This window comes from Tahibacter sp., from assembly GCF_035481375.1.
GTDB lineage: Bacteria > Pseudomonadota > Gammaproteobacteria > Xanthomonadales > Rhodanobacteraceae > Tahibacter.
In genome coordinates this window covers 1-11,825 of the sequence record NZ_DATIGT010000297.1, presented here as the reverse complement: position 1 = coordinate 11,825, position 11,825 = coordinate 1, and the positions used below count along the sequence as shown (strand labels likewise).

Annotated in this window: 16 protein-coding genes; 10 read left to right on the top strand and 6 right to left on the bottom strand. The window is 68.0% G+C overall.

What is annotated here, in order from left to right; translation table 11 throughout:
- Positions 1-294 precede the first annotated feature (294 nt).
- Complete coding sequence (locus VLF18_RS19800; RefSeq protein WP_325281357.1) at positions 295-723, bottom strand: hypothetical protein; 429 nt, start codon at positions 721-723, stop codon at positions 295-297.
- 143 nt (positions 724-866) lie between these two features.
- Between VLF18_RS19800 and VLF18_RS19795 the strand changes: the two genes are divergently transcribed.
- Entirely contained in the window at positions 867-1,172 is a 306-nt protein-coding gene (locus tag VLF18_RS19795) for a DUF962 domain-containing protein (protein WP_325281356.1), read from the top strand.
- A 9-nt stretch (positions 1,173-1,181) separates the two neighbouring features.
- Here VLF18_RS19795 and VLF18_RS19790 read toward each other — a convergent pair whose 3' ends face one another.
- Together VLF18_RS19790 and VLF18_RS19785 are read right to left on the bottom strand one after the other, a co-directional pair.
- Positions 1,182-1,520, bottom strand: a complete 339-nt coding sequence (locus tag VLF18_RS19790; RefSeq protein ID WP_325281355.1) for a DMT family protein — start codon at positions 1,518-1,520, stop codon at positions 1,182-1,184.
- A 25-nt stretch (positions 1,521-1,545) separates the two neighbouring features.
- On the bottom strand, positions 1,546-1,866 hold the full coding sequence (locus VLF18_RS19785; protein WP_325281354.1) for a PilZ domain-containing protein: 321 nt from the start codon (positions 1,864-1,866) through the stop codon (positions 1,546-1,548).
- Between the two features lie 136 nt (positions 1,867-2,002).
- Between VLF18_RS19785 and VLF18_RS19780 the strand changes: the two genes are divergently transcribed.
- On the top strand, positions 2,003-2,617 hold the full coding sequence (locus tag VLF18_RS19780; RefSeq protein ID WP_325281353.1) for a hypothetical protein: 615 nt from the start codon (positions 2,003-2,005) through the stop codon (positions 2,615-2,617).
- A gap of 6 nt (positions 2,618-2,623) precedes the next feature.
- On the opposite strand, the gene VLF18_RS19775 is transcribed toward VLF18_RS19780, so the two are convergent.
- Positions 2,624-2,767: a hypothetical protein gene (locus VLF18_RS19775; protein ID WP_325281352.1), complete on the bottom strand. Its 144-nt coding sequence runs from the start codon at positions 2,765-2,767 to the stop codon at positions 2,624-2,626.
- A 292-nt stretch (positions 2,768-3,059) separates the two neighbouring features.
- Here VLF18_RS19775 and VLF18_RS19770 point away from each other — a divergent pair, with 292 nt between their 5' ends.
- The 5 genes from VLF18_RS19770 to VLF18_RS19750 all read left to right on the top strand — a co-directional run bounded on the left by VLF18_RS19770 (position 3,060) and on the right by VLF18_RS19750 (position 6,277).
- Positions 3,060-4,025 carry a hypothetical protein gene (locus VLF18_RS19770; RefSeq protein WP_325281351.1) on the top strand — a complete coding sequence of 322 codons (966 nt, stop codon included), beginning with the start codon at positions 3,060-3,062 and terminating at the stop codon, positions 4,023-4,025.
- A 4-nt stretch (positions 4,026-4,029) separates the two neighbouring features.
- Positions 4,030-4,581 carry a GTP-binding protein gene (locus VLF18_RS19765; RefSeq protein ID WP_325281350.1) on the top strand — a complete coding sequence of 184 codons (552 nt, stop codon included), beginning with the start codon at positions 4,030-4,032 and terminating at the stop codon, positions 4,579-4,581.
- Entirely contained in the window at positions 4,578-4,982 is a 405-nt protein-coding gene (locus VLF18_RS19760; RefSeq protein WP_325281349.1) for a roadblock/LC7 domain-containing protein, read from the top strand. The genes VLF18_RS19765 and VLF18_RS19760 overlap by 4 nt, the downstream gene beginning before the upstream one ends.
- 107 nt (positions 4,983-5,089) lie before the next feature.
- On the top strand, positions 5,090-5,416 hold the full coding sequence (locus VLF18_RS19755; RefSeq protein WP_325281358.1) for a hypothetical protein: 327 nt from the start codon (positions 5,090-5,092) through the stop codon (positions 5,414-5,416).
- Between the two features lie 171 nt (positions 5,417-5,587).
- Positions 5,588-6,277 (top strand): hypothetical protein, encoded by a 690-nt coding sequence (locus tag VLF18_RS19750; protein WP_325281348.1) that lies wholly within the window; start codon positions 5,588-5,590, stop codon positions 6,275-6,277.
- A 71-nt stretch (positions 6,278-6,348) separates the two neighbouring features.
- Here VLF18_RS19750 and VLF18_RS19745 read toward each other — a convergent pair whose 3' ends face one another.
- Together VLF18_RS19745 and gap are read right to left on the bottom strand one after the other, a co-directional pair.
- The gene (locus VLF18_RS19745) at positions 6,349-7,497 is read right to left on the bottom strand and encodes an AAA family ATPase (protein WP_325281347.1); all 1,149 of its coding nucleotides are present in this window, start codon (positions 7,495-7,497) and stop codon (positions 6,349-6,351) included.
- Between the two features lie 432 nt (positions 7,498-7,929).
- Positions 7,930-8,943: a type I glyceraldehyde-3-phosphate dehydrogenase gene (gene gap, locus VLF18_RS19740; RefSeq protein WP_325281346.1), complete on the bottom strand. Its 1,014-nt coding sequence runs from the start codon at positions 8,941-8,943 to the stop codon at positions 7,930-7,932.
- 218 nt (positions 8,944-9,161) lie between these two features.
- Between gap and VLF18_RS19735 the strand changes: the two genes are divergently transcribed.
- Genes VLF18_RS19735 through VLF18_RS19725 form a run of 3 tightly spaced genes read left to right on the top strand, consistent with a single transcriptional unit; the run spans position 9,162 to position 11,758 of the window.
- A complete protein-coding gene (locus VLF18_RS19735) occupies positions 9,162-9,731 on the top strand; it encodes an RNA polymerase sigma factor (RefSeq protein WP_325281345.1) in 570 nt (189 codons plus the stop codon).
- Positions 9,732-9,734: 3 nt separating this feature from the next.
- A complete protein-coding gene (locus VLF18_RS19730; protein WP_325281344.1) occupies positions 9,735-10,535 on the top strand; it encodes a hypothetical protein in 801 nt (266 codons plus the stop codon).
- 11 nt (positions 10,536-10,546) lie between these two features.
- Positions 10,547-11,758 (top strand): HEAT repeat domain-containing protein, encoded by a 1,212-nt coding sequence (locus VLF18_RS19725; protein ID WP_325281343.1) that lies wholly within the window; start codon positions 10,547-10,549, stop codon positions 11,756-11,758.
- The last annotated feature ends 67 nt before the right edge of the window (positions 11,759-11,825 follow it).

The following is an 11,825-nucleotide window of genomic DNA, read 5'->3' as shown; positions in this document are numbered from 1 at the left end:
CGCTGGGCGCCCGCCAGATCGGAAAGCCGATGGGGGCGGCTTTCCTACGGGGTGGATGCGGTAGGAGATCCGCTTCCGGTTTCTAAGATGCGCGCGGCCGGCCTACGGTTGCAGTGCCGATTGATGCGAATGTGCGCTTTTGGCGGGAACTCGGAATCCGGGGGCGTCGCTCGACGCTCTAGCCCGCTCCCCGAGCTGGCTTGGGGAAGCGGATCGGGTGAGGGAGGACATTTCCGAACCCGCGGCATCGGGTTTTCGCGAACCCAAGCTCCTGCGATTCCCGATTCCGGCTTCTCACTGCGGCAGCCGCTGCAGACTCTCATCGAGGCTCTGACGCAGGGTGGCGATCGACTTCGTGACGTCGGCGGGCTTCATGTCGTAGCGCGCGATGCGGTGGTAGGCGAACTGGCGCACGGCCGGGTTTTCGGTCCGCGTCAGCACGTCGCGATACATCGCCGGGATTTCCTGCGCGCGGCCGTCGATCAGATACAGCCGTTCGAGTTCGTGCAGATTGCGCACGGTCTGGAACGCGGGGCTGTTGCGCAGTGCGGCGAGGCGCTCGCCACGGCCTTTGCGCCAGCCTTGCGGCGCCGCGTCCGCGGCAGTCGTGGACGGTGTCGTTGCGGTAGCCGGTGTTGCGGCTCGCGCGGTCGTCGAGTGGGCGGCGACGGCCGCGATTGCAAGGACGGTGCTGCAGGCGGCGGCAAGGATCAGGCGTTTCATGGCGGTTCTCCGGGGTTGGTGCACGGAAAAACGCCCTGGGCCGCCCGCGGTTGACGCTTGGACGCGCCGCGGTGGACGCAGTATCGTCGCGGTTGCGCCGCGTTCAGCGCGGCCGACACGCAGGCCATCAGGAGCGTTGCGGCATGTCCCGGTCTTTCGCCAGTTTCCGCGAGTTCTACCCGTTCTATCTCGGCGAGCACAGCAATACCGTCTGCCGGAGGCTGCACTACCTCGGCAGTTCGCTCGCGCTGGTCTGCCTCGCGACCGCCGTCGTCACCGGCAACGCCTGGTGGGCGCTCGGCGCGCTGTTCTGCGGCTACGGCTTCGCCTGGGTCGGGCACTTCTTCTTCGAGAAGAACCGGCCGGCGACGTTCTCGCATCCGCTGTACAGCTTCGCCGGCGACTGGGTGATGCTGCGCGACATGCTGATCGGGCGGATCCGTTTCTGAATTTGTCGGTTAATCCAGAAAGATAAAAAACGACGCGGCGACGATCAGGCCGAAGCCGACGAGGTGGTTCCACTTCACCGGCGCGTCGAGATACAGCACCGAGAACGCGACGAACACGACGAGCGTGATGATTTCCTGCAGCGTCTTGAGCTGCGCCGGATTGAACACGCCGATGCCGTAGCGGTTCGCCGGCACCTGCAGGCAGTATTCGAAGAACGCGATGCCCCAGCTCACGAAAATCACGAGCCACAGCGGGCGGTCGGTGTATTTGAGATGGCCGTACCAGGCGAACGTCATGAACACGTTCGAGGCCAGCAGCAGGAGGATCGGGGTCAGGTAGGCGCTCATGCGCCGAATGCTAGCGCGCCGCGCGTCATTCCTGTTCGATGAAGCGCGATTCGTAGAGCACCGCGGAGATGCGTTCCTCCTGGCCGGGCATGAACTCGAGGCCGAGGTCGTCGTGCCCGACGCGCACGACGCGCACGCGCATGCCGATCACGGTTTCCTGGTCGAAGATCAGGAACAGCTGGCACTCGGTCGCGATCGGCAGATTCCAGTTGCGCGGCAGCGCGACGCGCGCGCCGCCCTGGGACAGGTCCTTGACCTCGCTGAGATAGCCCTGATCGTCGAGCACGAGCATCGCGGCGGAGAACACCGACAGGCGGGGGTGACGGCGTTTTTCGGCGTAGCTCATGCGGCCTCCTTGGCCCGGGGTCGTGCAGTTGAACAGCGCGCGCCGTCAGGCGCACGCCGGATCGACGATAGAAGCCCGAGCCGCCCTTGGCAAGCCGAACGACCTACAATCGGGCTCCTTTTGAGCGAGGCATCACATGCGCACCTTTCTTCGCGCCATCGTCGCGGCGGCCCTTGTTGCCGGTGCCGGCGCCGCCGCAGCCGGCGGCTACGTGCTGACCGTCGACGGCAAGACCTCCGAACTCGATCTGGACAAGGACACGGCCGTCGTCGTCGACGGCAAGACGGTCACGGTGAAACTGCAGCGCAAGGAACAGCAGGTGTTCCGCGACCGCGGACTGAGTTTCGAGCATCCCGCGATCGTGCAGCCCTCGACGACCGACATCAGCAAGGGCGTGCGCCAGGTCATGCTCGTGTCGGCCAACGGCAACGGCGTGATCCTGCAGCGCTACGACGGCATCGACCCGACCGCGCTCGTCGATCTGATGGTGAAGGAGATGACCGACGAGGAAGTCGCTGCCGGCTATCAGCGCACGATCGAGGCGGCGACGCGCAAGCTGCCGGACGGCCGCGATCTCGCCGGCAAGTACGCGCGCACGCAGTCCAAGGACGAATCCTGGGACCGCTACGTCTACGCGCTGGCCGACGGCCGCGGCGGCGGCTATCTGCTCGTCACGATGATGGAGGAAGACCGGGCCGCGGCCGATGTCGCGATGCTCGACCGCTTCTGGAAGACGCTGAAACTCGATTGACGCGCGTCACGCCGCGGCCGGCAGCGGCGCGGCGCAACGGCGCAGCGGCTGCAGGCGGCCGTGGGTCAGGCTGCGCCCGCGGCGATTCGGCCGGTCCGCCGAAGGCATCAGCGAATGCGGCGAGAAGCCGCGCAGGTTCGCGGGCATCACGCCGGACGGCGCGAGACCGCCGCCTGCGGCCGGGCTCGCTTCGGCCGCCGCGCCCGGTATTTGCGGAACTGCGGCATTCGCCGCATCCGCGCGGCGCCTGCGGCATCGCCGCCGCCACTGTGGAACTATGAGCAAAGCTGTACAAAGTTTTTTTTACGATGCTAGACTGCCGGCGCACCTGTTCCGAGCAATCTGGCCGTCCGACCCGTCGCCCCGGCATAGCGGCCGCGGCGAACTGCGCGGCAGTTTTCGCGCCGCCGGCGTCTGTCTGCCTCGACTTCAGGGGATGCGGATGAGGACGCGCAGAATCGCTGTCGCCGGTCTTGCCGACGACGCGAGCCAGGCTTTCCGGTCGATGCTGAAGATCCTCGACGGACGCGGTGGTCTGAGCTGGGCGCTCGCGCCGCCGGACCAGGCCGACGTTCTCATCGCCGGCACGCACGGCGACGATCTCGTCGCGCGGCACTGGGCCAAGACCGACAAGCCGCTGATCGCGGTCTACGAAGCAAGCGCGGCCCGTCCTCTGACGCCGTACACGCTGCATCATCCGTTCCGCGTCATGCAGCTGCTCGGCGTGCTCGAGGACGTCGACCAAGCGCTCGGCGACACGCTCCACGATGCGGCGCGGACGCCGCGCGCCGAATCAATCCGGATCGGATCCGCCGGCATCGATTTCGCCGAGTCGCTGCGCCTGCTCGCGCGCAGCAGCGCCGGCGGCAATCTGCATGCGGCCGGCGACGCCGCGACGCGCGTCTACGTGCGCGACGATCTGTCGGTCTACTACGCCGGCGCGGAAACCGCACGGCGGCTCACGCGCGAAGCGCTGCCGCTCGCGGCGCTGCGGCTGACCGCGGACACGCCGCCGCCGGGCTTCGTCTGCCGGCCCGTGCTCGAACTCGCCTGGTTCACGGGCTGGCATGCCGCCGACACGCTGGCGCCCTGGGTCGACCGCGGCGCGACGCACCGCCTGCGCCGCTGGCCGGATTTCGGCCTGCTGCGCGGCACGCGCAACCAGCTCGCGCTCGCCGCACTGCTGACGCATGCGAGCTACAGCCGCGCGCGGCTCGTCGAGGTGTCGCGTCAGCCCGCGGCGAACGTCGATCGCTTCCTCAACGCCTGCGCGCTGTCGGGCGTGCTCGCGTCGACCGGCGACGCGGCGCGCGGTGCGGAAGGCGCCGGTGCCTTCATCGCGAATTCGGCCGCGCGCTTCGGCGGGCTGATACGCGGGCTGCGCGCGCGCCTGGGCCTGACGACCTGACCGCATGAGCGAGCACGAATTCAAGATCGTGTTCACCGGGCCGATGGGCGCGGGAAAGACCACGGCGATCGCGGCGATCAGCGACGAGCCGCCGGTGTCGACGGACGTCGTCAATACCGACCGCGCCGCGTTCGACAAGCCGGAAACCACGGCCGGACTCGACTACGGCCGCATCGCGCTCGACGGCGGCGCATCGGTGCGGCTCTACGGCACGCCGGGGCAACTGCGCTATCGCTTTCTCTGGGACATCCTCGGCAGCAACGCGGCCGGCGTCATCGTGCTGATCGACGCGGCGCAGGCCGATGCGCTCGTGCAGCTCGATGCGTTCGTCGACGCGTTCGGCGGCGGCCGGCGCGCACCGATCGTCGTCGGCATCGGTCGCAGCGGCCAGTCCGGCGCGCTGCCGCTCGACGCGTTCGCGCAACGGCTCGAAAGCCATGGCCTGACCCTGCCGGTGTTCGGTGTCGATGTGCGCCGTCGCGACGACGTGCTGCTGCTCGTCGACACGCTGCTCTGCCTGCTCGAACTCGACGACGCGTCCCGGAGAACCGCATGAGTGCCGTACCGCGATTCGGTCGCGTCGCCACCGGTGTGGCGCAGAAGCACCTGGAATCCTTCGCGCAGATGACGCCCGGCGTCATGTCGGCGGTGCTGCTCAGCGCCGACGGCTTCGAGGTCGCCTCGCTCCAGGTCGGCCGCGGCGGCGCGGCGCGGCTCGCTGCGATGGGTTCGTCGCTGTCGGCGATCGGCTCGGCGATCGCGAAGGAAGCCGGCATCGTCGAGTGCAGCCGCATGATCATCGAATCCGACAGCGGCACCGTCGTCATCATGAACATTCCCGACGCGCGTCCGCCGCTTTCGCTCGCCATCGTCGCTGGCGACGGCGGCGTGCTCGGCCAGCTGCTCTGGGCCGCGAAGAACTGCTGCATCGCGATCGCGCGGGCGTTTCGCGAGTAGGTCGCCGGCAAGGCCCAGCACCGTGCCTGCCGGCGCGTGATCTCATCGGTGCGCCGTAACCAAGGAGAGTCACCGTGGCGAACATCAACGACAGCCTCGCTTCCCTGATGCAGACCGACGGCGCGCTGTGCGCGGCGCTCGTCGACGCGAACAGCGGCATGAGTCTCGGCAAGATCGGCACCGGCGTGGACCTCGACCTCGCCGCGGCGGGCAATACCGAAGTCGTGCGCGCGAAGATGAAAACGATGAAGAGCCTCGGCCTCAACGACGCGATCGAGGACATCCTGATCACGCTCGGCAAGCAGTACCACATCATCCGGCCGGTCGTTTCGAAAGCCGGACTGTTCCTGTATCTCGTGCTCGACAAGAACCGTTCGAACCTCGCGCTCGCGCGCCGCAACTGCCAGGATGTCGAGCAGTCGCTGACGATGTAGCGGGGTGCATGGCGCCGCACGGCGACATGCCGGTGCCATTGCCGGAGCGGTCGCGTACGGTCTTCGCGAACGAGTCGATGCCGTCGCGGTCGCGCTGGCCGTTTCCGTACGGATTGCGGCGCAGCTCGGCATTTGCGCAAAATCCCTCCGCATTTCATCGAGGGGGATTCCATGCGCTATCGTCGTTTCGCTGCGGCTCTCGCCGCGGCGCTGCTTTGTGTCGGTTCCACTGCCGCGGTCGCGGCGAAGCCGCCGGCGACGGCGAAGCAGGCGGCGGACGCCTGGAAGAGCGAAGGTCTGCAGCCGGTCCGCGCGGCGGCGCTCGATCTGACCTACGTGCGCAAGGACGCGCGCCTGAACGGCTATCGGCGCGTGCTGCTGAAGTCCGTCAGCGTGACGCCGGATTCCGGTTGGCGGCGCAACGCCTCGATGAGCGCGTCGAATTCGGCGCTGAACATCAAGCCGGTTCTGGCCGAGGTCGAGACCATGGTTCGTGAAGAAACCGTGCGCGCACTGCAGGCCGGCGGCTACGCGCTGGCGGATGCACCGGGCGAGGACGTGGCCGAACTCGAGGTGTCGATCGTGAACCTTTATCTGATCGCGGTCGACGGCGGCATGAGCAGCAATCAGACCGTGTCGACGTCGCTCGGCAAACTCGCCCTCGTCGCGGCCATCCGAGATTCCGCCAGCGGTGATCTGGTGCTGCGTGCCTTCGATCAGGAAACCGGGCCCGAGCCGAAGGAGTTGCCGCGCAAGGCCGCCGACGAGGCCAAGGCCTGGGTGCGTCAGGTCGTCGCGGGCTGGGGCGACACGTTGAAGAGCGGTCTCGATATTTCAACAGGAAAGGCATCGTTGCGCTGACGGCATCGTCGACGAAGGGCCGGACTTGCTCCGGCCTTTTTCGTGCGTGCCGTCTCACCGCCGCCTGTGGTTCACGGCCACGCCGGTTCGTCGAGCGGTCCCTGTCCGACGACGCGCGTCTCGCCGAATTCGCGCGCAAGTTCGATCGCAACGAGGTTGGCTGCATCCTCGATCGCCGCGACGAGTTTCGGTGCGTGACTGATGACCCAGACTTGGCTGTGCTTTGACGCCGCGACGATCTGGCGCGCGAGCGGTTTGAGCAGATCGGGATGCAGGCTCTGCTCGGGTTCGTTGAGCACGAGCAGCTGCGGCGGGCGCGGGCTCATGAGCGCGGCGAGCAGGCACAGGTAGCGCAGCGTGCCGTCGGAAAGCTCCGTCGCATGCAGCGGCCGCAGCAGGCCCTCGACGTCGAGCCCGACTTCAAGCCGCGCGTCGTCGCCGAGGATCGCGATGCGCGAACCCGGAAACGCGTCGTCGACCGCGGTGTGCAGCGCGCCGGCATCGCCGATCTCGATGATGGTCTGCAGCGCGGCGGCGAGGTCGCGGCCGTCGTCGGCGAGCACCGGTGTCCGCACGCTGGTCCGCGGCTGGCGCAGCGGACTGTCGGCGTCGGTGCGGAATCCGTCGTAGAAGCGCCAGCTGCGCAGTCGTTCGCGCAGCGCGAAGACTTCCGGGAAACGCTGCGGCTCGGCGAGTTCCGACAGCACCGAGCGCGCCGCATCGACGCGAAAGCCCAGGCGCTGCCAGTTGCCGTCGGCGCCGCGCAGCTGGGTTGCGGCGCCTTCGCGTTCGAGCCAGGTGTTGCCCTTGCGCTGCGGCGGCGCCTGCCAGACGTACTCGGCCTTGACCTCGGGGTCGAGGTTGAAGCGCGACTCGCCGCCGGGCGGCAGGCCGAGTTCGATGCGATAGGCGACATCGTCCGAGGCGAAGCCGAACGTGATGCGCAGCGCTTCATGCCGGCGCGTGCCCTGGATCGCGACGCCGCGCTTGCGCTGGCTGCGCGTGTCCGCCGGACCGGCCCACTGCAGCGACGGAATCCCACCCTCGTTCGCGATTGCCTCGGCGAGCCGCCCGTTCGCCGCGACCTGCAGCAGCCGCAGTGCGCGATACAGATTCGACTTGCCGCTGCCGTTCGCGCCGGTGACCAGCGTCAACGGTTCGAGCTTCAGTTTCAGATCACGCAGCGAGCGGTAGTTGGCGACGGCGAAGGTATGCAGCATGCGGGTGTCGCTCCGGTGGCGCGCGAGAAGGACGACGGTTCATGTGCCTGCGCGACCTGAGGAGCGAGTGTAGAGGAGTGGGTGGAAACGCGGGACGCGGGGCGGCTTTCTTCGTTTCTCGATTCTTCTGCGCCCCGATCGTGATCGGAGGGCGCTCTGCGTCGCCTTGCGGAACCCGTCGCGGCGGCCGATGTCCGAACGCGCGAACCACTCGGAGAGAACCCGCATGCGACCGCGAGCCGAGCGCCGACTGCTGCTGCCCTACTGACGTGGTCGTGGGCAGTGCGGGAATTCATCGGGGCATCCACGCTGCGCCAGAACAGCGGTGTCGCGGTTCGTTCTCCCGCATCACAGCCGGTTCGCATTGTCCACAAACGAAAAAGGCCCGCGCTGCGGGCGCGGGCCTTTTTCCCGAACGCGTTGCCGCAGGACTTACTTCGCCGCCATCAGCGCCAGCGTCATGTCGAGCATGCGGTTGGAGAAGCCCCACTCGTTGTCGTACCACGAGCAGACCTTCACGAGCGTGCCGCCCATGACCTTGGTCAGCGTCGCGTCGTAGACCGACGAGCGCGCGTCGTGGTTGAAGTCGACCGACACGAGCGGCGCCTTGTTGAAGCCGAGGATGCCCTTGAGCGCGCCTTCCGAGGCTTCCTTGATCACCTGGTCGATTTCCGCGTTGGTCGTCGCGCGCTTGGCGACGAACGACAGGTCGACGACCGAGACGTTGATCGTCGGCACGCGCATCGCGAAGCCGTCGAGCTTGCCGTTGAGTTCCGGCAGGACCAGGCCGACGGCTGCGGCCGCACCGGTCTTGGTCGGGATCTGCGACTGCGTCGCCGAACGCGCGCGGCGCAGGTCGGAGTGATAGACGTCGGTCAGCACCTGGTCGTTGGTGTAGGCGTGGATCGTCGTCATCAGGCCGTGCTCGATGCCGATCTTCTCGTGCAGCACCTTGGCGAGCGGCGCGAGGCAGTTGGTCGTGCACGAGGCGTTGGAAATGACTTCGTGCGAAGCCTTGAGCTGGTCGTGGTTCACGCCGTAGACGAAGGTGCCGTCGACATCGTTGCCGCCCGGCGCGGAAATGATGACTTTCTTCGCGCCGCCGGCGAGGTGGGCGCCGGCCTTGGCCTTGCTCGTGAACAGGCCGGTGCATTCGAGCACGACGTCGACGCCGTGGGCACCCCAGGGCAGCTTGGCCGGATCGCGTTCGGCGAACACCTTGATGCGGTCGCCCTTGACGACGAGCTCGCCGCCGTCGACGTTCACGTCGAACGGGAACTTGCCGTGTGCGGTGTCATAGCGGGTCAGATGCGCATTGGTTTCGGCGTCGCCCAGGTCGTTGATCGCGACGATCTGGATTTCCTGGTTGCGGCCGGCTTCGTACAGCGCACGCAGAACATTGCGGCCGATACGGCCGTAGCCGTTGATGGCAACTTTCACCGCCATGGTGAGGGCTCCTGAAAAAGGGTGGGGATGGGCGAAAAGACACGGGATTGTAGCAATAGGCGGGGAATCGGGAATCGGGAATCGTCATGGCGGCCCTTGGAAAGCCCGCCACCAGCGCAGGCACGGGAGGACGGACCGGGCCGTGTCTTGCCTTGCCCCTGCGATTCCCCATTCCCGGCCTTGCTAACCAAATCCCCGTTCCGCCCATCCATCCGGCCATGACAGTCGACGACGAACGGGTCGCCCGGGCCCGCAATGGAGATCGTGACGCGTTCCGGCGCCTGGTCGAGGGCGAGACGCGGCCGTTGTACGCGGTGGCCGCGCGCATCACGCGCGACGCGGCATTGGCCGAGGACGCCGTGCAGGAAGCGCTGTTCAATGCCTGGCGCCACCTGCGCGACTTCGACGGGCGGGCGAATTTCAAGACCTGGCTGCACCGGATCACCGTCAACGCGGCGCTGGAACAGCTGCGCCGTCGCAGCGGCCGCGAGCAGTTCCTGGCCGACGCGGCCCAGACCGACGATGGCGCCGAGGACTTTCTCGCGGCCCACGCCGACGACCTGCCCGGGCCGGAACAGCTCGCCGGCGGCCGCGAGATCGGGCTCAAGGTCCAGGCCCAGCTCGACCGTATGACTCACCTGGAACGCAGCGCCTTCGTGCTGCGGCATCACGAAGGCCAGTCGCTGGAGGAGATCTGCGGCGTGCTGGCGATCAATGTCTCGGCCTGCAAGCAGGCCATATTCCGTGCCGTGCGCAAGCTGCGCGGCGCGCTGGAACCGCTGAGGTAAGCGATGGACGCGATCCGCGATACCGACCTGATCCTGTATCACTACCGCGACGGACTGAGCGCCGACGAGCTCGCCGCGATCGGGCACGCGCTGTCCGCTTCGGCGGCGCTGCGCGCGCGCTACGCCGCACTGCAGGCGACCCTGCTGGCCGCCGACGCCGTGCCCGTGCCGGCCGCCGATACCGAATTCGAGCGGCGCATCTGGCAACGCTGGGAAGCGCAGACCGAGGCGGGGCCGTCCGACCGGCGTCACGCGATCGAGCCGCGCACCGATCGCCGGCCGCGTCACCGCGCCGGTACGCGAGCGCTGCTGCGCGTCGTCGGCGGCGCGCTCGCGCTGGTCGCGGCGCTCGGCGTGGGGTTCCTGCTCGGACGCCAGCCTGCCGGGCCGATGCTCACGGCCGGCACCGGCACGGGTTCGCCGCCCGCCACCACGCAGCGCGACATCGCGACGCGCGTGCTCGATGCCTATGTCGTCGCGCACCTGCGCGAAACCGAAGGCGTCGTGCTGACCGCGGTCAACAGCGACAACGCCGCGCTGCTCGCCGGCAATCGCGAACTCGCCGCGGGTCTGCTCGAATCCAATCGCCTGTATGCGCAGGCCGCGACGCGCGCGGGCAACGCGCGGCTCGCCAATTTCCTGCAGCAGCTCGAACCGTTGTTGATCGAGCTGGCTAACCCGGCGCCGACTGACGCCATCCAAGGTTCCGACGGCTTGCGCGACTACGTCGACAAGACCGATCTGCTGTTCCAGCTGCGCGCCACGCAGGCGCGCATCGAGCCGCAGCGTCCGACCTCGATCTGATGGAGCTCATGATGAACAAAACTGTACTTTGTAGCGTGCTCGGCCTGCTGCTGGCCGCCGCCGCGCTGCCTGTGGCCGCGGTTCCGGCCGATGCCGACATGAACACCGCCGACAAGGAGCTGAACCAGCTCTACCGCCAGGGCCAGGAACTGATGGCCAAGTCCGACTGGCACGAGGCGCTGGACCAGTTCAAGCGACTCGAGCAGCGCATGGTCGAGCGCGGCGAATCCAACGTCGACACGGCAGTCTTCTGGCAGGCCTACGTGCTTGTGCAGGCCAGGCAGCCGGCCGACGCGCGCCGCATGGTCGAGCGCCTGCGCAAGAATTTCCCGCAGAGCCGCTGGATCGCCGAAGCCGAAACCCTGCTGCGCCAGAACGACGGCGACGCGGCCAAGTCCGGCGGCGGCGACGGCGACCTCGCCGAGATCGCGGTGGAAGGTCTCATGAACGCGCCGCCGGAGCGCGCGCTGCCGCTGCTGAAGAAGGTGCTGCGCGGCCAGCATCCGGAGAAGGTCAAGCGGCGCGCGCTGTTCGTACTGAGCCAGCTCGATTCGGGCGAGGCGCTGTCCGAACTCGCCGGCATCGCGCGCACCGGCGATCCGGCGCTGCGCGGCGAGGCGATCCGCATGCTCGGCATTAGCGGCGACGACAAGGCGCTCGCCGAGCTCGCGACGCTGTACAAGGGAGCTGCGCCCGCCGACCGGCGAGAAGTGCTGCAGGCGTGGATGATCGCCGACCGGAAAGATCTCGTGTTCGGCGCCGCGCGCGACGAAACCGATACCAAGTTGCGCCGGGAAGCGATCCAGCTGCTCGGCGCGATGGAAGCGACCGACGAACTCAAGCAGCTGCTGCCGAGCGTCAACGAGCCCGAGCTGCAGAGCCAGATCGTGCAGTCGCTCGGCGTGGCCGAGGACGTCGATGCGCTGGTGCAGATCGCCGGCACGCATGCCAGCGAATCGGTGCGGCTCGAAGCCTATCGCGCGATCGGCGTGGCCGGCGGCGAAGAGGCCAGCACGGCGCTGATCGGCCTGTATCCGAAGGCGGCGAGCGCGGCGCAGCGCGACGCGATCCTGCAGGGGCTGCTGATCGCCGACGACGAGAAGGCGATGACGAAGCTGTACAAGAGTGCAAAAAGCAAGGAAGAGAAACAGCAGATCCTGCGCATGCTGACCGCCATGGGCGACGACGCCGCACTCGAGATCATCGAGCAGGAACTGCAGTAGCCGAGCGGGCCGGCCGGCCCGCCGCGTCATCCGACACCGAGATCAAACGCGCCGCGCGACGGCGCGG